Genomic DNA, 23,402 nt, shown 5'->3' with positions numbered 1-23,402 from the left:
GTAAAAACATAAAATCGTGATTACTAAAATCATAAAATCTAATAAAGTTAAATGCATCATAATAATTGGCTTTATTTTAATTATTTTATTGAGTTTTTTTTCTTTCAGTGGAGAAAAAGAAGAAAAAAAACATCATTTAATTTTAGAAAAAATATATCAAAAAATTTGTTCTTTACATCCGAATCCTATTCCCATAGATAATAATTTTTCACAAAATGTATATAATGAATATTTTGAAAAAATAGATAATCAAAAAATTTTTTTTCTTCAAAAAGATATGAAAGATTTTTCTTTTTATAAAAATAAAATAGATGATTTTTGGATTAATGGAGATACCACGTTTTTTAATATCACTGCTAAACGTTTTTTTAAAAGAATAAAAAAATCAGAATCCATATGTTCTAAAATATTAAAAAAACCTTTCTCTTTTGAGAAAGAAGAAATATTTTTTGTTGATTCTGGAAAACATCTTTCTTATCCAAGAAATGATTCTGAATGGATTAAGAAATGGGAAAAATATTTAAAATATTTGACTTTATTAGAAATAATGACTTCTATTGATCAAAATGCATCAGTATTAAAAAATAGAATATATAAAAATTCATTTATTAGTAGAGAAAAAATTGCAAGAGAAAAGGTGAAAAAATATATTCAGGAATCTTTAAGAAGAAAAAAGAAACTTGATTTATTTTCTATATATGTAAACGTTATCACATCTCAATATGATCCACATACTAATTATTTGTCTCCTAAAGAAGAAAAAACATTTGATTTATATATGTCTGGACAAACAGAAGGAATAGGGATTGAATTACAAGATCACAAAGGATATGCTACAATAGTTAAAATTATTAGTGGGGGACCAGCATGGAAAAGTAAGAAAATAGAAGTAGGAGATAAAATTATAAAAGTAGCAAAATATCCTCATTTAAAATATAAAAATATTGTTGGAATGTTGTTAGAGGATTCAATTAATCTAATAAGAGGAAAAAGGGGAAGTCAAGTGAAATTGATTATTCAAAAGAAAAATGGATCTCTTAAAGAAATCTCTCTTACCAGAGATCTTATAGACAAAAAAGAAGTATTTGCAAAAAGTGTTATTTTATTGGATATTAAAAATAGAAATAAATATGGATTAATTAGTTTACCTGAATTTTATTTTAATCCTGAAAATAAATATGGGAGAAATGCATCGGAAGATGTAAAAAACATTATCCTTCAATTAAAGAAAAAAAATATAAAAGGATTAATTCTAGATATAAGAAATAATGGAGGAGGATATTTGTCTACAGTTATAGAGATTGCTGGTTTTTTCCTAGGAAAAGGACCGATTTTACAAATCGGAAATAAATATAAAAAAAAAATATTAGAAAATAATAATAATTCTCTATTATGGAAGGGACCACTTGTTATTCTTGTTAATGAATTGTCAGCATCTGCTTCTGAAATTCTTGCTTCTTCTATTTCTGATTATAAAAGAGGAATTATTGTAGGAAGTTCTCAAACGTATGGAAAAGGAACTATACAAACTGTCTACTCATTAAATTCTTTTTTATTTTCAGATGAAAATAATCTAGGATCATTAAAACTTACTACAAGTAAATTTTACAGAGTAAATGGAAATTCTACTCAATTAAAAGGAGTTCAACCAGATATAATTATTCCTAGAAGCATAAATAATTTTTATTTGAAATTTATGGAAAAGAATCAAAAAAATCCTATGAAATGGGATAGTATTGATTCTGTTCCTTCTTATCCTTATTATCATGATGATATTAACAATAAAATATTAGAAAATGTCAAAAATAAAAGTATTTATCGTTTAAATAGAGGAAAAAATTTATCAGATGTTTACCAAGACATACAATTATTAGAAAATGATTTTTCAAATATCAAAAAGATTTCTTTAAATTGGAAAAAATTCTATTGTCAATATAAAAAAATAAAAATAAGAAACAAAAATTTTCAAAATTTAAAAGATTATTTAAATAGATATGAATTGAAAAATTCACCACTTTCTTATGAATTTCTTAAAAACGAAGAACAAAAAGAATGGAAGGTAAATTTAATAAAAGATTCTTATATCTCAGAATGTGTTAATATTTTACATGATTTTAATGGCCTATAGGATAGGATCTCCTGTCGGTTTATAAATTTTTTCTACATCAGCTATAGCGTCATTTTTTTTCAAGTTAATTAATCTTACACCTTGAGTGGTTCTTCCCATTACTCTTATGTCTGATACAGAAATACGTATAATAATTCCTGATTTTTTTATAATCATCAAATCATCTTGATCTGTCACATATTTAATGGCAATTAAATTACCTGTTTTTTTAGTGACATTTATTGTTTTTATCCCTTTTCCTCCACGATTAGTAAAACGGTAATCTTTTAAATAGGATCTTTTCCCAAATCCTTTTTCAGAAACTACTAATAAATGTCCTTTTTCCTTTACGTTCACATTTACGCATATCATTCCAATTACTATATCATTTTTATCTGATAAATGAATTCCTATTACTCCAGAAGAAGCTCTTCCTGTTGAACGAACATTTTTTTCTGAAAAACGAATTATCTTTCCACTTTTTGCAGCAATAAATACATGACTGTCGCCTTTAGTTTTAATAGCTTCTAATAATGAATCTCCTTTACGTATCACGATGGCATTAATTCCATATTTCCTAGGACGAGAATAATTTTCTAAAGGCGTTTTTTTTATGATTCCTTTTTGAGTAACCATCATAACATAATAATTTCTAACGTATTCTTTATTAGTAAGATCTCCCGTTAATATATAAGCATTTACTTTATCATCTTGTTGAAGATGAATAATATTTTGTATAGCTCTTCCTTTAGAAATTTTTGATCCTTCTGGTATTTCATATACCCTTAACCAAAAACATTTTCCCTTTTCTGTAAAAAGTAATAAATACTGATGATTTCTTGCTATAAGTAAATGTTTAAAAAAATCATATTCTCTAGCTGTAGCTCCTCTATTTCCTATTCCCCCTCTTCCCTGACGTTTGTATTCTGATAAAGATGTTCTTTTAATATAACCAGCATGAGAAATAGTCAAAACTACTTGTTCATTTTCAATTAAATCTTCTATATTAAATTTATTTCCTGAATAATCAATTTGTGTTCTTCTTGAATCTTGATATTTTTTCTTAATCTCTAAAAGTTCTTCTTTAATAATTTTTGTTCTTATATGGTATTGATCCAATACCTTTTTAAAAAAATCTATTTTTTTTATTAATTCGTCATGTTCTTTTTTTAATTTTTCTAATTCTAAAGAAGTAAGATTTTGCAGGCGAATATCTAAAATAGATTTAGATTGTATTTCTGACACTTTAAATTCCTTAATCAAGGTTTTACAAGCATCACCATGATTTTTAGATTTTTTAATCATTTGAATCAAAATATCCAAATGATCTAATATTTTTAAAAATCCTACTAATACGTGAACACGATTTTTACATTTTGTTAATTGATATTTACTACGGCGAATAATAACATCATGTCTGTGATCAATAAAATGTTGTATAAGATCTTTGATATTTAATTTAACTGGTTTACCATTAACTAATGCTATGTTGTTAACGTTAAAATAAGTTTGTAGAGAAGTATATTTAAATAATTTATTTAATAGAATTTTGGGATGTGTATTCTGCTTAAGAATATAAACAATTCGTAATCCATTTCTGTCTGATTCATCACGAATTTGATAAATTCCTTCCATTTTTCCTTCTTTCATTAATTCTACCGTTCTAGTTATCAGATCTGATTTGTTTACCTGATAAGGAATTTCATCTACTATAATGCATTGTCTTCCCTGAATTTCTTCTAGATGAGCTTTTGCACGTAAAATAATACGCCCTCGTCCAGTGTGAAAAGCATTTTTCACCCCTTCATATCCATAAATAATTCCTCCTGTTGGAAAATCTGGAGCTTTAATATATTTCATGATTTGTTCTATAGATAAATTATTGCCATTATCGATATAAGCACAAATAGCATTAATTGTTTCTTTTATATTATGAGGTGGAATATTAGTAGCCATTCCAACCGCAATTCCAGAAGATCCATTAATCAAAAGATTAGGAATTCGTGTTGGAAGAACCACTGGTTCTTCTAAAGAATCATCAAAATTTAATTGAATATCGACCGTATTTTTTTTTAGATCCAATAACATCTCTTCAGATATTTTTTTCATTCTAACTTCTGTATAACGCATAGCTGCAGGAGGGTCTGCATCTAATGAACCAAAATTTCCTTGTCCATCAATTAATGGATAACGTAAAGTCCATTCTTGAGCCATACGAACCATAGTATCATAAACAGAAATATCTCCATGTGGATGATATTTTCCTAAAACTTCTCCAACAATACGAGCTGATTTTTTATAGGAACTATTAGAAAAAATGCCTAATTTATACATTCCATAAAGAACCCTTCTATGAACAGGTTTTAATCCATCTCTAACATCAGGAAGAGCTCTAGATATGATAACAGACATGGAATAATCTATATAAGATGATTTCATTTCATCTTCTATAGAAACTAATTTTTCTCCTTCGCTCATTTTGATATAAAAATTATTTAGGTAATATAAAGAATATTAGTAAATTAAGAAAAATATTTAGTTACATTTCCGTAAACTTTCCTTAATTAAGGAATATGGGACATGACAATTATAGGAGCAATTTCCTATTTCTCTAAGTAAAGAAAATTGAATTTTATTTTTTTCGTTTTTTTTATCATGATCCATAATCATTATTATGTTTTCTATTTCTGAATTGGATAAATTAGAAATTTTTTTTTCTATTGGATAGAATTTAGAAAGTGTTGATTTAATGTTTTTATAATCATTAATGGGTAATCCATTTATTTTTGATGAAATCCAAGATTCACAGATTATTCCCATAATAATAGCTTCTCCATGTGAAATTTTTTCTGTTTTTTTTAGAAAAAAACTTTCTAAAGCGTGTCCAATAGTATGTCCAAAATTTAATATTTTTCTAAATCCTTTTTCTTTAGGATCTTTATCTACAATTTTCTGTTTTATTAAAATAGATGTGTTCACTAAATCATACCATTGATTATGATGATTATTGATTCTTATTTGATTAAGACTTATCCAAAAATCTTTATTTGCTATTAACCCATGTTTAAACATTTCAGCCATTCCAGAAATAATTTCTTTTTTAGGGAGTGTTTTTAAAAAATTTGTATCAATAATTAATAATTCTGGAATATAAAAAGATCCTATTTCATTTTTGATAGAATCTAAATTAACACCTGTTTTATATCCTATGGAAGCATCTACCATCCCTAATAAAGAGGTAGGTATATTTATAAAACGTATTCCTCTTTTAAAAATAGAAGCAACGAATCCACCAATATCTGTTATAACCCCTCCTCCTAAATTTAGGATTAAACTTTTTCTAGTTGCTTTAAATTTTTCTAAATTTTTACATATTCGAATACATGTGTTTATATTTTTTTCTTTTTCTCCTGACTTAATTTGAATTAAATTAGATTTTTTCAAAAAATCTATTTGATTGAAAAGAATAGGAAGACAGTATTTATGAATTTTTTCATCTACCAAAATAAATGTATTTTTTATGGAATCTACTTGATTAGTAATATAATTTTTTAGAATTTTATAACCATTTTCATGAAAAAAAATATTTTTTCCTTTTCTATTATTATTTTCCATTTATATTTGGGATTTAATATTTTTTTGATTCAGTTATACGCAAAATTAACATTAATTTTCAGTTTTATTTAGTCAGTAATATGAAATATCTGGTATAACCAAAAAATTATAAAAACAATACCTGCTGTTAAAAATAGTATATTAGGAATCCACCCTAAGATATCAATAAATTTAAATATATTTTCCATAATTAAGTTAACAAAGCTTGATAATTAATAATAATGTGTATCAAAATAAGTATTTTTTCATTTTTAGTGGAAATATTAAATCATGTTTCTCATATTTATAATAATATGTCGGACATTTGGGATTTATTTCAACATTTGTTCAATCCTAAATGGATATTTTTATATTTCGGAAATACGGCATTTCTTATTTTACTAATAATAGTTTTTGCAGAAACAGGATTTTTTATTGGATTTTTTCTTCCAGGAGATTCTCTGTTGTTCACTGCTGGAATATTTGGAGAGAATTTGTGTAAGAATTTCTATAATGTTCCTTTTTTTGTAATTATTTTAATTGTATCAATAGTGGCTATCCTTGGAAACATTCAAGGATATTGGTTAGGATATAAATCCGGAAAATTATTATACAAAAAAAATGATTCCTTTTTTTTTAAAAAAAAACATCTTATTTTAGCAAAATTATTTTATAATAAATATAAAACTACTGCATTGATTATGAGCCGTTTCCTTCCAATATTCCGTTCTTTTGCTCCTATTGTAGCAGGAGCAATCCGTGTTGATTTTAAAAAATTTATGGTATACAATATTGTTGGAGCACTCGTTTGGACTTTTTCTATTATGCTAGCTGGACATTACCTAGATAAAAGTTTCCCTGAATTAAAAAATCATCTTGAATGGATAATCCTGTTAATAGTATTGACTACAACTCTTCCTATTATTTTTAGACTGAAAAAAAAGAAAAAAGCATTAATTTGATGATAATCTTATGTTTGTTGATTTATAAATTCTTTTAAAGAAGAAAAACTTTCTAATTAAATCTTCACATTGATTTCTCATAATTCCGGATACAAATTTAGTTCTTGGATGAAGCTTGATTCCAGAATATAAAAATCCTCTTTTATTATTGGAAGCTCCACAAACTACTCTTCCTATTTGAGACCAAAATAAAGCTCCTGCACACATAACACACGGTTCTATAGTAACATACAAAGTACATTCTCTTATGTATTTTTCTTTTAAAAACTTAGAAGCTAGATTAATAGCTAATATTTCTGCATGTGCAGTAATTCTACTAAAACTTTCAGTTAAGTTATGAGATTTTGCTATAACCGAATCCTTATATGTTATTGCAGCTCCTATAGGAACTTCATTTTTATGAAATGCAATAAAAGCTTCTTTCAAAGCTATTTTCATAAAATGAAAATCTTTTATAAAAAACATTACTTATTTTTTCATTTTTTTATCTTTACTCTCTTCTTTTTCCTTATTACTCTCTTGGTTTTCCTCTTGAGTACTTTTGACATTCAAACGAGAATTTTTTACGCTTGCTATAAGCGTATTAGATGGATGTAATATAACATACTTATCATTATATAAATTTTCAACAGTGATCCTATCACCTATATCTAAAGTACTAATATTTAATTTTATATATTTTGGAATGTTAGATGGAAAAGCTTTTATTTTCAATTTTTTAATTGCAGAATAATATTCTCCACCTTTATAAACCCCAATAGGTCTTCCTGAAAATTTTATAAAAACTTCTAATACAATAATTTTCGATTCATCAATTTGAAAAAAATCTGCATGTAATATTTTTTCACTAACAGGATCAAATTGTATTTCTTTTTTAATCGCAGTTATCTTTTCACTATATTCCTCTAATTGAATAATTACTCCACATACTTCTCTTGTATATACTATTTTTTTCAAACTTTCTAATGAAGTAGAAAATGGAATATTTATATTTTTCCCATATAAAATACATGGTATTTCTTTAGAAAGTCGAATAGAACGAACTGCTTTTTTCCCTATACTTCTTTTTTTTCCGTATATATTTAAATATTTCATATTAAATTAAACTATAAATTTATTACTTATAGATTCATCATTATGAACTGATAGCATTACTTCAGCAAAAAGAGAAGCACAAGATAAAACTTTTATTTTTTTGCTTGATTTAATTTTATTTACTGGAATAGTATCTGTAACTACTAATTCTTCAAGTGCAGAATTATTTATTTTTTCATATGAATTTCCTGATAAAACTGGATGGGTAGCAATAGCACGAACACTTTTAGCTCCTTGTTTTTTTATCAAATTAGCTGCTTCTGTTAAGGTCCCCCCAGTATCTACCATATCGTCTATAAGTATAATATTTTTTTCTTTGACACTACCTATGAGATTTATAAATTCAATTTCATTTGCTTTTTTTCTTTCTTTATAACAGATGACAACATCTGTACCTAGGTAACCAGCATAGCTTCTAGCTCTTTTAGCTCCTCCCATATCTGGAGAAGCAATAGTTAACTGATCTATATTTAATTTATTAATATAATCAATAAATATCCTAGATGCATATAAATGATCTACAGGTATATCAAAAAATCCCTGAATTTGGTCTGCATGTAAATCCATGGTCATAACTCTAGTCGCCCCTGCAGCTACCATCAAGTTTGCTATAAGTTTTGCAGCAATAGGGGTTCTTGGTTGATCTTTGTGATCTTGTCTAGCCCATCCGAAATATGGAATAACAAGTGTTATATTGTAAGCGGAAGCTCTACGAGCAGCATCACACATTAATAATAATTCCATTAAATTATCTACTGGAGGAAAGGTAGATCCAATTAAAAAAACTTTAGATCCACGAACAGATTGTTCAAAACGAGGAGTATATTCTCCATCACTAAATTCTAAAAATCGAACTTTTCCAAGAAAAGTTCCATAAAAAGAAGCTATATCTTCTGATAGTTTTAACCCACTTCTTGTAGAAAAGAAGAGAACCTTTTGATTCATAGTTATATTTTTTATATGCAAAAATACTTTTAAATTAAATTAATGAAAAAATAAATATTTCACTTATATCATATTTTCTAAATGAAACAATATTTAAACCTATTGAAAAAAGTTCTAAAAAATGGAATCAAAAGAAAAGATCGTACTGGAATAGGTACAATTAGTATATTCGGATATCAGATGAGGTTTAATTTAGAGAAAGGATTTCCTCTTTTAACTACAAAAAAATTAAATGTCCGATCTATTATTTACGAGCTTTTATGGTTTTTAAAAGGAGATACAAATATTCAATATTTAAAGGATAATAAAGTTACTATATGGAATGAATGGGCGGATAAAAATGGAGAATTAGGTCCAATATATGGATTTCAATGGAGAAAATGGCCAACATATAATGGATCTTTTATTGATCAAATAACTAATGTTATAGAAGAAATGAAATTGAATCCCTATTCAAGACGTTTAATTGTTTCTTCTTGGAATGTAGGAATGATTCAAAAAATGTCTATTCCTCCCTGTCATTTGTTATTTCAATTTTATATATCTAAAAAAAAATTATCTCTTTCACTTTATCAAAGAAGTGCAGATATTTTCTTAGGATTACCTTTTAATATAGCTTCTTATGCGTTGTTACTTATTATGCTAGCTAAAACTCTTAATTTAAAAGAAAAAGAATTAATCCATACTATTGGTGATGCTCATGTTTATAATAATCATATTAAACAAATAAAATTACAAATGGAAAGAACCCCAAGACCTCTTCCAAAAATAATTTTGAATCCATTAGTAAAAAACATTTTTGAATTTTCTTTTGAAGATTTTCAATTAAAAGATTACAATCCTTTTCCTCATATTAAAGGAGATGTTGCTATTTAAATTTTTATTTTCTTTCTAATAACCAACTTTTAAAAATTTTAAATTTATTGGACAAAAATATTTTTTCTTTTTTTTCTGCTAAATTCGAAAATGTTTTTAATTTTTTAGGAAATAAAATTTCTTTTCTTAAAGAAAAAGGAATTTTATTTATAAATTTAATTGGATGAGCAGTTTCTAAGAAAACAGCTATGGGAGCCGATGATGAATTATTTTTAGTTTTTTGAAAAAATTTTCTAATTCCTAAATATCCAATTGCTCCATGTGGATCTAACATGTACTTGTACTTTTCCCATACCATGTTTATGGCCTCTATAGTTTCCTCATCTGTAAATTTATAGGACAAAAGTTTTTCTTTTAATTGAAAAATATTTTTTTTGTATAAATGCCATATTCTAGAAAAATTGCTTGGATCAGATATATCCATTGCATTTGATATAGTTTTTTTCACTGGTAGTGGATGATATTTTTCAGATTTTAAAAATCTAGGAATAGTATCATTAATATTTGTTGAGGCAATAAAAAGATTTATTGGTAATCCCATTTTCTCGGCCATTATTCCTGCACAAACATTTCCAAAATTTCCGCTAGGAACTGAAAAAATTAATTTTTTTAAATTATTTGAAATTTTAATTTGTTTATAAGACAAGAAATAATAAAACATTTGAGAAAGCCATCTAGCTATATTAATGGAATTAGCAGAAGTTAATATATATTTTTCTTTTATTTCTTTATCCAAAAAAGATTTTTTCACTATTTTTTGACAATCATCAAAATTTCCATTGATTTCTACGGAAAATATATTATCTCCTAAACAAGTGATTTGTTCTTCTTGTAAAGAACTAATTCCATTATGTGGATATAAAATAATTACTTCTATCCCAGGTTTTTTATGAAATCCTTTAGCAACAGCTCCACCAGTATCTCCAGAAGTAGCTACTAAAACTGTTACAGTTCTTTCTTTTTTTTTGGAAAAAAAGCTTAAACATCCTGCCATAAATTGAGCTCCTACATCTTTAAAAGCTAAAGTAGGTCCATGAAAAAGTTCTAATACATGAATATTGTCATGAATTTTTTTCAATGGAAAAGGAAAATTTAAAGTATCATGAATAATTTCATAAAGAAATTCTTCCGATATAGATTTCCCAATATAAGGTTTTATAATAGTCATTGCTATTGTATAAATATCATAATTGGAAATATTATGAATAAACTGGGATTCTAATTTAGGAATATATTTAGGTACATATAATCCACCATCTGGTGATAATCCTCTTAAAACAGCATCTTCAAATGAAACTAATTTTTTTTTATTTTTTAAACTATGGTACAACATATTATTTTATTCTATTTCAGACCATTTAACTCCTTGTTGATTTATAGGAGAGGTATAAGTTTTATAATCAACTTTCAGTGTTGAATAAATACGATTCATCATTTCAGTTACTTTTTGGGCAACATATGTTCCTCTACTTAACATGAAAACAGAAGGACCTGAACCTGAAATACCTCCTCCTAGAGCTCCTATTTCTTTACATTTAATTTTTAGTTCATAAAAAGCAGGAATTAACACTGCTCGTATAGGTTCTACTATGACATCTTCTAAAGATCTGCTTATTAATCTATAATTTTCTTGATATAATCCTGCAACTAGTGCACCTATATTACCCCATTGTTGAATAGCATCTGTCATTAATATTTTTTTTTTTAAAATTTCTCTTGCATCTGATGTTTTAATTTCAATTTGTGGATGTATAATACTCACCCATAATTCTTTTGGAGTATGTAGTTTAGTAATATCTAAAGGTTTATAACTTCTAACTAATGTCATTCCTCCCATAATAGCAGGAGCTACATTATCAGCGTGAGCGGTTCCACTAGCAACACGTTCTCCCTCCATAGCAAAACGAATTAATTGCATAGTATTAAAGGGGTTTCCCAGTAAAACATTAGCTCCATAAACCACCCCAGCGGAACTAGCAGCACTAGATCCTATTCCACTTCCAGGATGGATATTTTTAATTAATTCTATTTCAAATCCTATATTATTCTTTTCTTTTTTTTGTTGATATTTCCTTAACAAGGATTGCAAAGCATTGAATACTACATTTTTCTTTGGATCATTAGGTAATGATGTTCCATAAATTTTGTTAATTCGTATTCCAGGTCTATTAGATTTAGATAAAAAAATTTCATCTTTTGGAAAATCTAAAGCCAATCCAATTACATCAAAACCACAAACTAGATTAGCAACAGTAGCCGGTGAAAATATTTTAATACTATTCATGGTTTTATTTAGTAGCTTTAATAATATCAGAAAAAACTCCGGATGCAGTAACTTCTGCTCCAGCTCCTGCTCCTTTTATAATAAGAGGTTGTTCATAATAGCGAGAAGTATTATATAAAACCATATTGTCTTTTCCTTCTAATTGAAAAAATGGATGGTTTTGGTTAATTGATTCTAATCCTACAGAAGCTATTCCATTTTTGTAACGAGCAATAAAACGCAAACGTTTATTATCTTTTTCTACTTTTTTTCTCATTTTAAAAAAATAATCTTTGTATTTATCTAATTTCTGATAAAAAGAATCTACTGAAGTAGAGTCTGAACAATTATCAGGAAGAAAGGATTTTTGATGAATATCACTTAATTCTAATGGAGAACCACATTCTCTAGCTAAAATTAATATCTTTCTCATAACATCTAATCCACTTAAGTCGATGCGAGGATCAGGTTCTGTATATCCTTTAAGTTGTGCTTCTTTAACAACATCCAAAAAAGATTTTTTCCCTATAAAATGATTGAAAATGAAATTCAGACTTCCTGACAAAACAGCTTCTATTTTATTAATTTTATCTCCACTATTGATAAGGTCATTTAGTGTACTAATAACGGGAAGACTAGCTCCTACATTAGTTTCAAATAAAAATGGAGCTTTAAAATGTCTAGAAAGCGTTTTTAATTTTTTGTAATGATTATAATCAGAAGAACAAGCTATTTTATTACAGGTTATAACACCAATTCCATTTTTTAAAAATTTATCATAGGTCATTGCCATTTCTTCACTAGCAGTGTTATCAACAAATAAACTATTTCTTAAATTAAATTTCCATACCTTTTCCATAAAAAAATATATAGTCATTTTATGACCATGTTGATTCAAGTTTTCTTTCCAATGATTTAAATTTATTCCACAATTATTGAAATACATTTTTTTACTATTAGATAATCCTATTACTCTAACTTGAAGTTTTAATTCTTTTAACAAATAATTTTTTTGTTGGTGAATTTGTTCAAGTAATTTGCTACCTACTTTTCCTACTCCACAAATAAAAAGATTTATTTGTTTCGGAGGACTTTCAAAAAAAACTTCATGTAAAGTATTCAATGCTTTTTTGAAATCATGTTTTTTAATAACAGCTGATATATTTTTTTCAGTGGAACCTTGTGCTATAGCTCTAACATTAATACTATTTCTTCCTAAAGAAGAAAACATTTTTCCACTAGTTCCATGAAGATTTTTCATGTTATCTCCAACAACAGCAATAATGCAGAGGTTTTTTTCTATTCTTAATGGATCAATACGTTTTTGATGTATTTCTTGAGAAAATTCACTATCTATTACAGTTTTTGCCTTAATCACGTCCATTTCATGAATCCCCGTGGTAATAGAATGTTCTGATGAACTTTGAGTTATGAATATGACATTTATTTTTTCACGTGATAATGCTTCAAACAATCGCTTTGAATATCCAGGGATTCCAACCATTCCACTTCCTTCTAGAGTGAGTAAAGCTGTATTTTGTATTCCAGATATTCCCGTAACGGGTTGACTAATATTTTTTGTTTTCTTACTAATATAAATTAAAGTTCCAGGATCTAAAGGAGAAAAAGTATTTTTAATTTGTATAGGAATATGCTTTTTCATTGCAGGTTGTATTGTTGGAGGATAAATCACTTTTGCTCCAAAATGCGACAATTCCATTGCTTCTTCATAAGAAATTTTTTTTATAGGAAAAGCTTGATTAACAATTTTTGGATTAGCAGTCATCATTCCACTTACATCAGTCCATATTTCAAGTAAACTAGCTGACATAGCTGCAGCTAAAATAGATGCAGTATAATCAGATCCTCCTCTTCCAAGAGTGGTAGTTTCATTTTCTAACGTAGAACCTATAAAACCTGGTAAAACAATATATTCTGACTTTTTTTCTTTAAAAAATTTAATTATGTGGTTATTACTTTTGATAAAATCTACTTGTGCACATCCAAATTGAGAATCAGTTATTATTAAATCACGACTATCCTTACTAATTGCATCTAATCCAAATTGCTTTAGTTTTTCCGCAATAAGAAATGAGGAACTTAATTCTCCAAAACTCATTATTTTATCTAAAGAACGTTTTGAAAGTTCTTCTACTTGAAAAATTCCATCACATAAATTTTCTAAATCATTTATATTTTTTTTAATCCAACTCATTAAATGACTTTGATAAGTAATTGGAAATAATTCTCTGATAATTTTTAGATGTCGGATTTCTATTTCTTCTAATATTTTTTTATATAAATTTCTTCTTTCGGAAGCTAATTCTCCACATTGGATTAATTGATCAGTAATATTTCCTAGTGCAGATACAACAATTGCATATCTTCCTTTTGGCTTCTTTTCTAATAAATAACAAATACGTTTGATCGCGTCAGAATGAGCCACGGAACTTCCTCCAAATTTTAAAACTTGCATTTCTTAATTATTTGTTTAAAACAATTCTCCCATTTAAAAACGATAACAAAAATAATGATAATTTGTAGAGACTAAATTTTATATCTTATCCCTATATCCTTATTTGTAAGGTTATATAACTCCTTTAAAATCAGTATGATAATTATAAAATTTATGTATAAAAAGTAACTTATGAAAAAAATCATTTATGATATTTCTTCATAAGTTCTATTAAAATTAAACTGAATATTAGGGTGAAAGTAAAAAAGGCAAAAGTAAAAAATTATTATAATATTTCATAACTTTAATGCTTATAAGATTAGTGTTTTTTACCAAGGATATTATGTATTATGTTTTGTATGTTATATGAAAAAAAACTTAAAGAAAGTATATGCATTTAACTTCTTATGAAAAGGAAAAAATTCTTCTGCATATGGCTGGAGAATTGGCAAAAAAACGTTTAAAAAGAGGATTAAAATTAAATTATCCAGAATCTTTAGCTTTAATTACTCATTATGTTATGGAAGGAGCTCGTGATGGAAAAACGGTAAAAGAACTTATGTATGAAGCCGGTAATATTTTAAACAATGAACAAGTTATGGATGGAGTATATGAATTGCTTAATAATGTTCAAATAGAAGCAACTTTTCCTGATGGAACAAAATTGGTTACTGTACATAATCCTATAAAAAAGAAAAATAAAGAAATAACTTCTAAAACAATACCAGGACAATATAATCTTCTTGAAGAGGATATAATTTTATTATCTGGAAGACCTCGAATAAAAAGAATAGTGTCTAATACTGGAAGTCGTCCTATTCAAGTAGGATCTCATTTTCATTTTTATGAAGTGAATTCTTCTCTTACTTTTGATAGAGAGGGAACTAAAGGATATAGACTGGATATACCTTCTGGGAGATCTATTCGTTTTGAACCTGGTGAAACTAAAGAAATTTTATTGGTAGAGATAGGAGGAATGAAAAAAATTTATGGATTTTCAGGAAAAGAAAATACAACAATATGAAAAAAATAGACAGGGAATCTTATGCAAATATGTATGGTCCTACAAAAGGAGATAGAATTCGTTTAGGAGATACATCGTTATGGATTGAAATAGAAAAAGATTATACTATTTATGGAGATGAATGCGTTTTTGGAGGAGGTAAAGTTATTAGAGATGGAATGGGGCAACATCCATATGCTACAAGAAATGAAGGTGTTTTAGATTTAGTATTAACCAATGCAATTATTATTGATTATTGGGGAATTATAAAAGCAGATATTGGAATTAAAAATGGAATTATAGTTGGAATAGGAAAAGCGGGAAATCCATACTTTATGGATGGTGTTACTGAGAATATGTATATTGGAGTGGGGACAGAAGTTATTTCTTCAGAAAATTTGATCATAACCGCTGGAAGCGTAGATAGTCATGTACATTATATATGTCCTCAATTATTCGAAGTTGCATTAGAAAATGGAACGACCACTATTATTGGAGGAGGTTCAGGTCCTGCCACTGGAACTATCGCTACAAATTGCACTTCTGGTGTATGGAACATTCAAAGAATGTTAAAAAGTACAGATCATGTTCCTATTAACTTTATATTTCTTGCTAGTGGAAATAGTTCTAATTCTAAAGCTTTAATCGAACAAATAGAAGCAGGAGCAGGAGGTCTTAAAATCCACGAAGATTGGGGAAGTACTCCTTATGTTATAGATCAATGTTTGGATGTTGCTGAGAAATTAGACGTACAAGTAAATATTCATACCGATTCATTGAATGAATCAGGATATATTGAAGATACGTTGAAAACATTTAAGAATAGAACTATTCATACCTATCATACAGAAGGAGCTGGAGGGGGACATTCTCCTGATTTATTAAAAGTTATAACATTTCCTAATGTTTTACCCTCATCTACAAGTCCTACCATGCCTTATACTTGTAATACTATTGACGAACATTTAGATATGTTAATGATTTGCCATCATTTAGATTCTTCTTTACCAGAAGATATTTCTTTTGCTAAATCTCGTATTAGATCTGAAACTATCAGTGCAGAAGGAATTTTACATGATATGGGAGCTATTAGCATGACCAGTTCCGATTCACAAGCTATGGGTAGAATAGGAGAAATAGTGAAACGAACTTGGCAAACGGCAGATAAAATGAAAAAAGAGAGAGGAAATCTTAGAAATCAAGAAAATGATAATTTTAGAATAAAAAGATATATATCTAAATATACTATAAATCCTTCTATTGTTCATGGTATATCAGAATATGTAGGATCTATTAGTATTGGTAAAATGGCTGATTTAGTATTATGGAAACCATCTTTTTTTGGAGTTAAACCAGAACTGGTTATAAAAAGTGGGATGATTGTGTATGCTAGTATGGGTGATCCTAATGCTACTATTCCTACACCTCAACCTTTCATGTATCGAAAAATGTTTGGATATTTTGAACCAAAATTAAGCAGCATTTTTGTTTCTTTATCTTCTATCAATAATGGATTTTTTGAAAAAAATGAAATAAAAAAACAAATAAAAATAGTAAAGGGATGTCGCAATCTGTCTAAAAAAAATATGATATTAAATGGAGAAACCCCAAATTTGGAAGTGGATCCGAAAACTTATAATGTTTATATAAATGGAGAAAAGATCATTTCTAATCCTTCTAATATTTTACCTCTTTCTCAAAGATATTTTTTATTCTAAGAAAAATACAGTTTTTTTTCTTTAAAGTAGTAGTATTACTTAAATAAGTACCCAGAGCGGGATTCGAACCCGCATGATGTAATCACTGGATTTTGAATCCAGCGCGTATACCAATTTCGCCATCTGGGTTTATTATATTTAGTTTTTCTATTTTTATTCTTAATTTTTTGAAAAAAATTAATTCTTTCTCAATTTTCATAGACTCTTGTAGATATACAACTCGTCTAATTCCAGATTGGTAAATTAATTTACAACATCTTTGACATGGAAAATGCGTAATATATATAGAGCTACCTTTACAAGATAAAGGTGATAACGAAAGTTTTAATATTGCATTTTCTTCTGCATGTATCACATACCATTTAGTTTCTCCATTTTTTTCCTCGCATACTTCATTAAAACCATTTGGTGTTTTATTATATCCATAAGATAATATTCGATTATTATTAACAATTAAAGCTCCTACTTTTTTTTTTACAAAAAGATAATTTAGATTGTTTAATAGCTAATTTCATATATCCTATATCTATTTTTTTTAAAAGTTTCATAGATTAATAATTATAAAAAATGAGAAAAATATATAGTTTACAAAATACAAAAATTAAGAATTTAATAAGAATTAACAAAAAAAATTATGCAAATGAATTTATCGTTGAAGGTGTAAAAGAATTCAAAATGGCTATAAAAGGCAATTTTTTTCCAAGAAAAATATTTATATGCGAAAATATATTTCATAACTACAATATGATTAAAACATATTATTCTATTACTTTTTTTATTAGTTTAATGATATTTAAAAAATTAGCATACAGAGAAAATTCAGGTGGAATTATAGCTTTATTCAGAGAAAAAAAAATTAAAAACCAATTAAGATACGAGAAAATAATTAATAATTCTTTAATACTTATATTAGATGGAATTGAGAAACCTGGTAATATAGGTTCTATGCTAAGAATAGCTGATGCTGCAGGAATCCATTTTGTTATATTATGTAATATGAAAACTCATATTTATAACCCTAATGTTATTCGATGTAGTCTGGGAAGTATTTTTACAAGAAAAATTTTTATAGAAAAAATGGAATCAGTTTTTTTTTGGTTAAAAAAAAATGAAGTAAAAATTGTATCTACAGGATTTTATAATCATAAAAATGCAAAAAATTTATATAAAACTCAACTAAAATATTCAAAACTAGCTATTGTTTTTGGATCAGAAAATAAAGGAATTTCTGATTTTTGGTTGGAAAGATCTAAAAAAATTATAACTATTCCTATGTTTGGAAAAGTAGATTCGTTAAATGTTAGTCATGCTATGACTATAATTATATATGAAATTATTAGGCAAAAAAATTATTGAATTAATTTATTTCTATTATAATACCTTTCGTAAATATGATCTATTTTAAGAGTATTACTTTTAGAAGCTTCAACAGATAATCTATCACAATAATCATTAACATAATGATTATTATGAGATTTTATCCATTGAAAAATAATAAATTGTTTTTGAAATATATATAAAAATCTTTTCCATAAATCTATATTTTTTTTGCTAAAAAAATTATTTTTTTCCCATTTATAAATCCAATTTTTTTGAATTGGATTTATTATATATTTAGAATCAGTAAAAACAATAATATTTTGTTTTATTTTTTCTATTTCTTCTAATCCTATAATAACTGCTAATAATTCCATTCGATTATTAGTTGTGTAACGAAATCCTTCGGAAAGAATTTTTTTTTTATAAGAGTTTCCGATAATTGTTTCTATAAAAATTCCATATCCTCCTGGACCTGGATTTCCTTTTGAAGAACCATCAGTGTATATATATATTTTTTTGTTCACTGGTACATATTAAAATTTTTAATTATTATTTTTCACGTTCAAATTTCTCTAATTGAGATTTTATTAAATTAAAACATTTTTTTTTCAGATTATCTTTATCTTTTAAAGATAAATTTTTAGTAGAAATCGAATGATGTTGTTTTATTCTTATTTTTCCTGGTTTTCCTTTCAGGATATAAAAACTAGGAAATTTTGTTTTTATATCAGCTATGGTAAATGGGATTATAGATATATTTTTAATTATAGCAATAAAAAAAGCTCCATTTTTAAAATTATCCAAAAAAATAGATTGTTTAGGAACTCCTCCTTCTGGAAAAATGCAAATACTTTTTCCAGAATCTACTTGATCTTGTACTTTTTTAAATACTTGCATACAACTAAACAAATTTTTCCTATCTATGAGAATATTACTTCTTTTATAAACAAAACCAAAAAATGGAAGTTTAGCTAATTCCGCTTTTCCTACAAAAACTAAAGGATGATTTTTCATTAAAGAATAAATTAACATAACATCCATTATAGAAGAATGATTACTAATAATCATATATTGTTTATCTTTTTCTAAAATTTCTTGATCTTTCTCTAAAACATACCAAAATCCCATTAAAAATAAATTACTTCTAGCCCACATTTGATGAAACCAATATGCAATTGGATAATGTTTGTCTTTAAAAAGAAATGGTATTGAGGCTCCTGCCCATATTGGTATTAAAAATAAATTGATAATAAAAAACCATAAACGCCATAATAATACAAATAGTATTTGTAAAATTCTCATGTTTATTAGACAATAATAAATTAAATAAAAATAAAACAATTATTAATAAATTGAATGAAAACTTGATTTAAAATTTATTATTTTATTGTAAGTAATATTTTTTATATTATTTATTCTTTTTCTTAAAAAAAATCTGATCTTTATAAAAAAGTATTGTATTTCCTTAATACATGTATACATTAGGAGAATTTATTATAGAAAATAGAGATTCTTTTTCGACTCATTCGATTGAGGCGTTATTGCGATTGTTTAGTTCCATAAAATTAGCTTCTAAAGCCATTCACAAAGAAGTTAATAAAGCTGGATTAACCAAAAAAATTATAGGAAGCTCTGGAATAACTAATATCCAAGGAGAAAAACAAAAAAAATTAGATGATTTTGCTCATAGAACTTTTATTGAGTCTTTTAAGAATAGAAATATAGTTTGTGGAATAGCTTCTGAAGAAAGTAAAGATTATATAATTATAAATAATAAAAAAAATAAAAAAGAAGATCTACTGAAAAATCAATACATAGTTTTAATAGATCCACTTGATGGATCATCTAACATAGATGTTAATGTATCTATTGGAACTATATTTTCAGTTTATTTAAGAAAATCTACTCATCAAATCGATGTAACAGACTTCTTACAAAAAGGAAATCATCAAATACTTGCAGGATATATTATTTATGGATCTTCTACTATATTAGTATACAGCACTGGAAATGGTGTGCATGGATTTACTTTAGATCCTTCAGTTGGAACTTTTTATTTATCTCATTATAATCTTAGTTTTCCTAAAAATAAAAGAGAGCAAATTTATTCTATTAATGAAGGAAATTATGAAAAATTTCCTGATGGAATTAAAAAATTTATAAAATATTGTCAGAAAAAGAAAGGAAATTACTCATATACAGCAAGATATATTGGATCTTTAGTAGGGGATTTTCATAGAAATTTAATTCAAGGAGGTATATATATATATCCTAAAACAGCTTATCATCCAAAAGGAAAATTAAGATTACTTTATGAGTGTAATCCTATGGCTTTTTTAGCAGAACAAGCCGGAGGGATAGCCTCTGATGGAAGAAGAAGAATTCTGGATATAAAACCAAAAAAATTGCATCAAAGGACTCCATTTGTATGTGGACCTATTGATATAGTGTCTAAATTAGAAGAATTTATGAAAAATTCTGTATAAAATAAACAAATAACAGGTTTTAATACATAATTATAATGGTGAAAATAAAAAAGAAAAAAAAATTTGAAATAATTATAAAAACTGGAAATTATCTATTAATAAAACCTATCCGTTGTGTTTTCTTACTTGATAAAATGAATTCTTCAAAAGAATCATTTATAAACCTAGTTGGAACTTTGGTAAAAAAAAAAGATTTAGAAAATCAGTCCATCGTAATAGAATAAAACGTTTATTGAGAGTTAGTTTTTCATTAAATAAATATATTTTAGGAAAAAAAATTGATCAAAAAAATTATTATATAATTTTCATTTATGACGATTTTTATTTACCTAATTTTCAGGATATAAATCAATCTATAATAAAAATTTTTTATAAAATAAAAAAATATTATGAATATTATGATTGAAATAATTGTCCTGCATTTGCTCCAAAAATTTTAACAGCAAAAGCTATTAAAACAATTCCAAATATTTTTTTAAGAATATCTAATCCACTATTTCCTATTTTTTCAGCTATAAAATCACACCTATCTATTACAAAATAGACAACTATCATATTGAGTATTAAGGATAAAAGAATGATTTTTACATCATAAGTTGTCCTTAGTGAAATTAAGGTAGTTAAAGATCCAGGTCCAGCTATTAGAGGAAAAGCTATTGGAACAATGGAAGTTTGAGCATTTTCCGTAACCTTATGAAAGTCTACTCCTAATATCATTTCTAAACCAATTAGAAATAGAACTATAGATCCGGCTACAGAAAAAGAGTGAACATCTACTCCAATGATTTTTAACATAGGTTGTCCCAAAAATAGGAAAGATAAGAATATAATAAGAGAGGTAATTATAACTTTCTTAGTATCTATTATATTTCCTTTTGATTTGAACCCCATAATAATAGGAGCATTTCCTAATATATCTATAATACTGAAAAGTATCATAAAACAACTGATTAATGAGTTTATCCATTCCATATTCAAAATTGATTCTTAAAGAATTTTTACTTTTTTTACGAAATTACGAGTTCTAATTTTTAGAATATACTATTTTCAGCAAGTTTTTTATTGTTATTTTAATGAAAACAAAATATTAATGTTTAATAACATACACAAATTAAATAAAAAAATGTAATCATTATCATTAATTCTTTTTAAGAATCGATAAAATTTTTATTTTTATTCAAAGTTTATTCTCATATGCTTTCCATCCTGCATTTCTATATTCTTCTGCTACTGTCTTTGGATTTTTAGATTGATAAATAGCTTTTCCTACAATAATGAAATCACTTCCATTTTTTTCAAAAGCTTGATTTGGATGAATATAAGTATTTCCAAATTTTTTTGTTTTAGAAAAATGAATTCCTGGTGTAAATAATAATAATCTATCATCTACTTTTCTTTGTGCAACAGTTCCAATAATTTTTGGATTTTTTAAAGAAATATTCAACGCTTTTCTTACATAATCATCATCAGATAACCTTCCGCAAGAAGACATTTCAGATATTGTAATTAATCCCATTCTAGATGGAATATCTAAGTTCTGTATACTTTCACTTCCAGAAAGTACATGTACAGTAACAATATCAGCCCAGGAAGAAATTTTATATATTCCATAATGTAATTGTAGATAATTAGTATTTCTTACGTCACATAATTTCCTATCTTCAAATAATAAAAATTGTTTTTCTATAGCAATTCTTTTAAGAGAATTTATAAATGAAGATGAAAAATCGTTAATAATATCTACATGAAGTTTTAATCCACAAATTATATCTCCAATTAAATTGACTAGTTTTAATATATTTTTAGAGTATACTAAATCAGCTGAAACTATTAAATTGGTTTTTTTCTTTAATGTAATATCGATAAGTTTTTTTCCTATAGGATGAGAAATTATTTTTTTCTTTTCTTCATAAGAAAGACGTTTATTGTGAATATTTTCTTTATTTTTTTTCAAAAAAAATTGAATCATATGTATTTCTTTTTTTTTTAAAAAATTTTTACTTTCTAACATGCTTAAAACATCTCTTATACGAAATAAAGTTTGTATATTATATCCTCTTTTTTTTATATTGTCTGTTCCCCCTTGTTCTCTATCAAGAATAGACATGATGTCTTTTATGATCAGTCCTTCTTTCTCTAAATCTATTGCAGTTTTTAATAAACTATATCCACTTGTAATCACATCTTCTATAAGAAGACAATTTTGTCCTTTTTTATAAATTCCTTCAATCATTCTTTTGGTTCCGTAACCTTTGTTTTCTTTTCTTTTAATAATCAAAGGAATATTTGATCTTAAAGATAAAGCAGTAGCTATAGGTAAAGCAGCATAAGGAACCCCACAAATTAATTCAATTTTATCATCAGATAATACTTCACTAAGTAGTAAGTCTGATAATTTTATTAATAAGTCAGGTCTAGAAGCTATTGGACGAAAATCTATGTATATAGGGGAATTCATACCGCTTTTTAAAGTAAATTTTCCAAATTTTATAATTCCTAAATTGTAGATTTTCAAAAAGAATTGTTCTTTTTCTTTCATAGAAAAAACTGTTTTAATAAAGTTAAAAAATTTATACTT

General features: G+C 26.0%; 22 protein-coding genes and 1 tRNA gene. 9 read left to right on the top strand and 14 right to left on the bottom strand.

Annotation, left to right across the window (positions count from 1 at the left end; all coding sequences use genetic code 11):
- Positions 1 to 16: 16 nt before the first annotated feature.
- On the top strand, positions 17 to 2,128 hold the full coding sequence (locus tag H0H51_RS00720) for a carboxy terminal-processing peptidase (RefSeq protein WP_185876960.1): 2,112 nt from the start codon (positions 17 to 19) through the stop codon (positions 2,126 to 2,128).
- Here the strand turns inward: H0H51_RS00720 and gyrA are convergent.
- Positions 2,123 to 4,585, bottom strand: a complete 2,463-nt coding sequence (gene gyrA, locus H0H51_RS00715) for a DNA gyrase subunit A (RefSeq protein ID WP_185876959.1) — start codon at positions 4,583 to 4,585, stop codon at positions 2,123 to 2,125. The genes H0H51_RS00720 and gyrA overlap by 6 nt on opposite strands.
- Positions 4,586 to 4,642: 57 nt before the next feature.
- Positions 4,643 to 5,722: a 3-dehydroquinate synthase gene (aroB, locus tag H0H51_RS00710; protein ID WP_185876958.1), complete on the bottom strand. Its 1,080-nt coding sequence runs from the start codon at positions 5,720 to 5,722 to the stop codon at positions 4,643 to 4,645.
- 293 nt (positions 5,723 to 6,015) lie between these two features.
- Between aroB and H0H51_RS00705 the strand changes: the two genes are divergently transcribed.
- Entirely contained in the window at positions 6,016 to 6,663 is a 648-nt protein-coding gene (locus H0H51_RS00705; RefSeq protein ID WP_185877100.1) for a DedA family protein, read from the top strand.
- On the opposite strand, the gene H0H51_RS00700 is transcribed toward H0H51_RS00705, so the two are convergent.
- From H0H51_RS00700 to H0H51_RS00690, 3 genes are read right to left on the bottom strand one after another with little or no spacing between them, the layout of a single operon-like run.
- Complete coding sequence (locus H0H51_RS00700; RefSeq protein WP_185876957.1) at positions 6,655 to 7,101, bottom strand: nucleoside deaminase; 447 nt, start codon at positions 7,099 to 7,101, stop codon at positions 6,655 to 6,657. The genes H0H51_RS00705 and H0H51_RS00700 overlap by 9 nt on opposite strands.
- 30 nt (positions 7,102 to 7,131) lie before the next feature.
- Positions 7,132 to 7,758 (bottom strand): 50S ribosomal protein L25, encoded by a 627-nt coding sequence (locus tag H0H51_RS00695; RefSeq protein ID WP_185876956.1) that lies wholly within the window; start codon positions 7,756 to 7,758, stop codon positions 7,132 to 7,134.
- A gap of 6 nt (positions 7,759 to 7,764) precedes the next feature.
- Positions 7,765 to 8,703 (bottom strand): ribose-phosphate diphosphokinase, encoded by a 939-nt coding sequence (locus tag H0H51_RS00690; RefSeq protein WP_185876955.1) that lies wholly within the window; start codon positions 8,701 to 8,703, stop codon positions 7,765 to 7,767.
- A gap of 81 nt (positions 8,704 to 8,784) precedes the next feature.
- On the opposite strand from H0H51_RS00690, the gene H0H51_RS00685 reads away from it, so the two are divergent.
- Positions 8,785 to 9,579: a thymidylate synthase gene (locus H0H51_RS00685; RefSeq protein WP_185876954.1), complete on the top strand. Its 795-nt coding sequence runs from the start codon at positions 8,785 to 8,787 to the stop codon at positions 9,577 to 9,579.
- 4 nt (positions 9,580 to 9,583) lie between these two features.
- Here H0H51_RS00685 and thrC read toward each other — a convergent pair whose 3' ends face one another.
- The 3 genes from thrC to thrA are packed head-to-tail and all read right to left on the bottom strand — an operon-like array spanning position 9,584 to position 14,318.
- Positions 9,584 to 10,912 (bottom strand): threonine synthase, encoded by a 1,329-nt coding sequence (gene thrC, locus H0H51_RS00680; protein WP_185876953.1) that lies wholly within the window; start codon positions 10,910 to 10,912, stop codon positions 9,584 to 9,586.
- A gap of 6 nt (positions 10,913 to 10,918) precedes the next feature.
- A complete protein-coding gene (locus tag H0H51_RS00675) occupies positions 10,919 to 11,863 on the bottom strand; it encodes a homoserine kinase (protein ID WP_185876952.1) in 945 nt (314 codons plus the stop codon).
- Between the two features lie 4 nt (positions 11,864 to 11,867).
- Positions 11,868 to 14,318, bottom strand: a complete 2,451-nt coding sequence (gene thrA / locus H0H51_RS00670) for a bifunctional aspartate kinase/homoserine dehydrogenase I (RefSeq protein ID WP_185876951.1) — start codon at positions 14,316 to 14,318, stop codon at positions 11,868 to 11,870.
- Between the two features lie 370 nt (positions 14,319 to 14,688).
- Here thrA and H0H51_RS00665 point away from each other — a divergent pair, with 370 nt between their 5' ends.
- Positions 14,689 to 15,321 carry an urease subunit gamma gene (locus H0H51_RS00665; protein WP_185876950.1) on the top strand — a complete coding sequence of 211 codons (633 nt, stop codon included), beginning with the start codon at positions 14,689 to 14,691 and terminating at the stop codon, positions 15,319 to 15,321.
- Positions 15,318 to 17,018 (top strand): urease subunit alpha, encoded by a 1,701-nt coding sequence (gene ureC / locus H0H51_RS00660; protein WP_185876949.1) that lies wholly within the window; start codon positions 15,318 to 15,320, stop codon positions 17,016 to 17,018. Before H0H51_RS00665 ends, ureC begins: the two co-directional genes overlap by 4 nt.
- A gap of 48 nt (positions 17,019 to 17,066) precedes the next feature.
- Here ureC and H0H51_RS00655 read toward each other — a convergent pair.
- Together H0H51_RS00655 and H0H51_RS00650 are read right to left on the bottom strand one after the other, a co-directional pair.
- Positions 17,067 to 17,147, bottom strand: a tRNA-Leu gene (locus H0H51_RS00655).
- Positions 17,101 to 17,454 carry a deaminase gene (locus tag H0H51_RS00650; protein WP_238784240.1) on the bottom strand — a complete coding sequence of 118 codons (354 nt, stop codon included), beginning with the start codon at positions 17,452 to 17,454 and terminating at the stop codon, positions 17,101 to 17,103. Before H0H51_RS00650 ends, H0H51_RS00655 begins: the two co-directional genes overlap by 47 nt.
- Positions 17,455 to 17,585: 131 nt before the next feature.
- On the opposite strand from H0H51_RS00650, the gene H0H51_RS00645 reads away from it, so the two are divergent.
- The gene (locus tag H0H51_RS00645) at positions 17,586 to 18,374 is read left to right on the top strand and encodes a TrmH family RNA methyltransferase (protein WP_185876948.1); all 789 of its coding nucleotides are present in this window, start codon (positions 17,586 to 17,588) and stop codon (positions 18,372 to 18,374) included.
- Here H0H51_RS00645 and H0H51_RS00640 read toward each other — a convergent pair.
- The gene (locus H0H51_RS00640; RefSeq protein ID WP_185876947.1) at positions 18,368 to 18,862 is read right to left on the bottom strand and encodes a ribonuclease HI; all 495 of its coding nucleotides are present in this window, start codon (positions 18,860 to 18,862) and stop codon (positions 18,368 to 18,370) included. The genes H0H51_RS00645 and H0H51_RS00640 overlap by 7 nt on opposite strands.
- Before the next feature lie 25 nt (positions 18,863 to 18,887).
- Positions 18,888 to 19,640, bottom strand: coding sequence for a lysophospholipid acyltransferase family protein (locus tag H0H51_RS00635; protein WP_185876946.1), 753 nt, complete (start codon positions 19,638 to 19,640; stop codon positions 18,888 to 18,890).
- A gap of 170 nt (positions 19,641 to 19,810) precedes the next feature.
- On the opposite strand from H0H51_RS00635, the gene fbp reads away from it, so the two are divergent.
- Genes fbp through H0H51_RS03060 form a run of 3 tightly spaced genes read left to right on the top strand, consistent with a single transcriptional unit; the run spans position 19,811 to position 21,230 of the window.
- Complete coding sequence (fbp, locus tag H0H51_RS00630) at positions 19,811 to 20,824, top strand: class 1 fructose-bisphosphatase (protein ID WP_185876945.1); 1,014 nt, start codon at positions 19,811 to 19,813, stop codon at positions 20,822 to 20,824.
- A gap of 35 nt (positions 20,825 to 20,859) precedes the next feature.
- Positions 20,860 to 21,048 (top strand): hypothetical protein, encoded by a 189-nt coding sequence (locus H0H51_RS00625; RefSeq protein WP_185876944.1) that lies wholly within the window; start codon positions 20,860 to 20,862, stop codon positions 21,046 to 21,048.
- A gap of 8 nt (positions 21,049 to 21,056) precedes the next feature.
- Complete coding sequence (locus H0H51_RS03060; RefSeq protein WP_394798405.1) at positions 21,057 to 21,230, top strand: hypothetical protein; 174 nt, start codon at positions 21,057 to 21,059, stop codon at positions 21,228 to 21,230.
- On the opposite strand, the gene H0H51_RS00615 is transcribed toward H0H51_RS03060, so the two are convergent.
- Together H0H51_RS00615 and pyrF are read right to left on the bottom strand one after the other, a co-directional pair.
- Positions 21,221 to 21,796 (bottom strand): MarC family protein, encoded by a 576-nt coding sequence (locus H0H51_RS00615; RefSeq protein WP_185876943.1) that lies wholly within the window; start codon positions 21,794 to 21,796, stop codon positions 21,221 to 21,223. The genes H0H51_RS03060 and H0H51_RS00615 overlap by 10 nt on opposite strands.
- 205 nt (positions 21,797 to 22,001) lie before the next feature.
- Positions 22,002 to 23,363, bottom strand: coding sequence for an orotidine-5'-phosphate decarboxylase (pyrF, locus tag H0H51_RS00610; RefSeq protein ID WP_185876942.1), 1,362 nt, complete (start codon positions 23,361 to 23,363; stop codon positions 22,002 to 22,004).
- Positions 23,364 to 23,402: the final 39 nt, after the last annotated feature.

It is taken from the genome of Blattabacterium cuenoti, from assembly GCF_014251995.1.
Taxonomy (GTDB): domain Bacteria; phylum Bacteroidota; class Bacteroidia; order Flavobacteriales; family Blattabacteriaceae; genus Blattabacterium; species Blattabacterium cuenoti_AE.
This window is presented reverse-complemented; position numbering and strand designations above follow the sequence as displayed.

What these genes read in the sequence shown, in the direction of transcription:
- gyrA (WP_185876959.1), bottom strand. Translation starts at nt 4,585, where the DNA reads ATGAGCGAAGGAGAAAAATTAGTTTCTATAGAAGATGAAATGAAATCA.
- aroB (WP_185876958.1), bottom strand. Translation starts at nt 5,722, where the DNA reads ATGGAAAATAATAATAGAAAAGGAAAAAATATTTTTTTTCATGAAAAT.
- H0H51_RS00705 (WP_185877100.1), top strand. Translation starts at nt 6,016, where the DNA reads ATGTCGGACATTTGGGATTTATTTCAACATTTGTTCAATCCTAAATGG.
- H0H51_RS00700 (WP_185876957.1), bottom strand. Translation starts at nt 7,101, where the DNA reads ATGAAAATAGCTTTGAAAGAAGCTTTTATTGCATTTCATAAAAATGAA.
- H0H51_RS00695 (WP_185876956.1), bottom strand. Translation starts at nt 7,758, where the DNA reads ATGAAATATTTAAATATATACGGAAAAAAAAGAAGTATAGGGAAAAAA.
- H0H51_RS00690 (WP_185876955.1), bottom strand. Translation starts at nt 8,703, where the DNA reads ATGAATCAAAAGGTTCTCTTCTTTTCTACAAGAAGTGGGTTAAAACTA.
- H0H51_RS00685 (WP_185876954.1), top strand. Translation starts at nt 8,785, where the DNA reads ATGAAACAATATTTAAACCTATTGAAAAAAGTTCTAAAAAATGGAATC.
- thrC (WP_185876953.1), bottom strand. Translation starts at nt 10,912, where the DNA reads ATGTTGTACCATAGTTTAAAAAATAAAAAAAAATTAGTTTCATTTGAA.
- H0H51_RS00675 (WP_185876952.1), bottom strand. Translation starts at nt 11,863, where the DNA reads ATGAATAGTATTAAAATATTTTCACCGGCTACTGTTGCTAATCTAGTT.
- thrA (WP_185876951.1), bottom strand. Translation starts at nt 14,318, where the DNA reads ATGCAAGTTTTAAAATTTGGAGGAAGTTCCGTGGCTCATTCTGACGCG.
- H0H51_RS00665 (WP_185876950.1), top strand. Translation starts at nt 14,689, where the DNA reads ATGCATTTAACTTCTTATGAAAAGGAAAAAATTCTTCTGCATATGGCT.
- ureC (WP_185876949.1), top strand. Translation starts at nt 15,318, where the DNA reads ATGAAAAAAATAGACAGGGAATCTTATGCAAATATGTATGGTCCTACA.
- H0H51_RS00645 (WP_185876948.1), top strand. Translation starts at nt 17,586, where the DNA reads ATGAGAAAAATATATAGTTTACAAAATACAAAAATTAAGAATTTAATA.
- H0H51_RS00635 (WP_185876946.1), bottom strand. Translation starts at nt 19,640, where the DNA reads ATGAGAATTTTACAAATACTATTTGTATTATTATGGCGTTTATGGTTT.
- fbp (WP_185876945.1), top strand. Translation starts at nt 19,811, where the DNA reads ATGTATACATTAGGAGAATTTATTATAGAAAATAGAGATTCTTTTTCG.
- H0H51_RS00625 (WP_185876944.1), top strand. Translation starts at nt 20,860, where the DNA reads ATGGTGAAAATAAAAAAGAAAAAAAAATTTGAAATAATTATAAAAACT.
- H0H51_RS00615 (WP_185876943.1), bottom strand. Translation starts at nt 21,796, where the DNA reads ATGGAATGGATAAACTCATTAATCAGTTGTTTTATGATACTTTTCAGT.
- pyrF (WP_185876942.1), bottom strand. Translation starts at nt 23,363, where the DNA reads ATGAAAGAAAAAGAACAATTCTTTTTGAAAATCTACAATTTAGGAATT.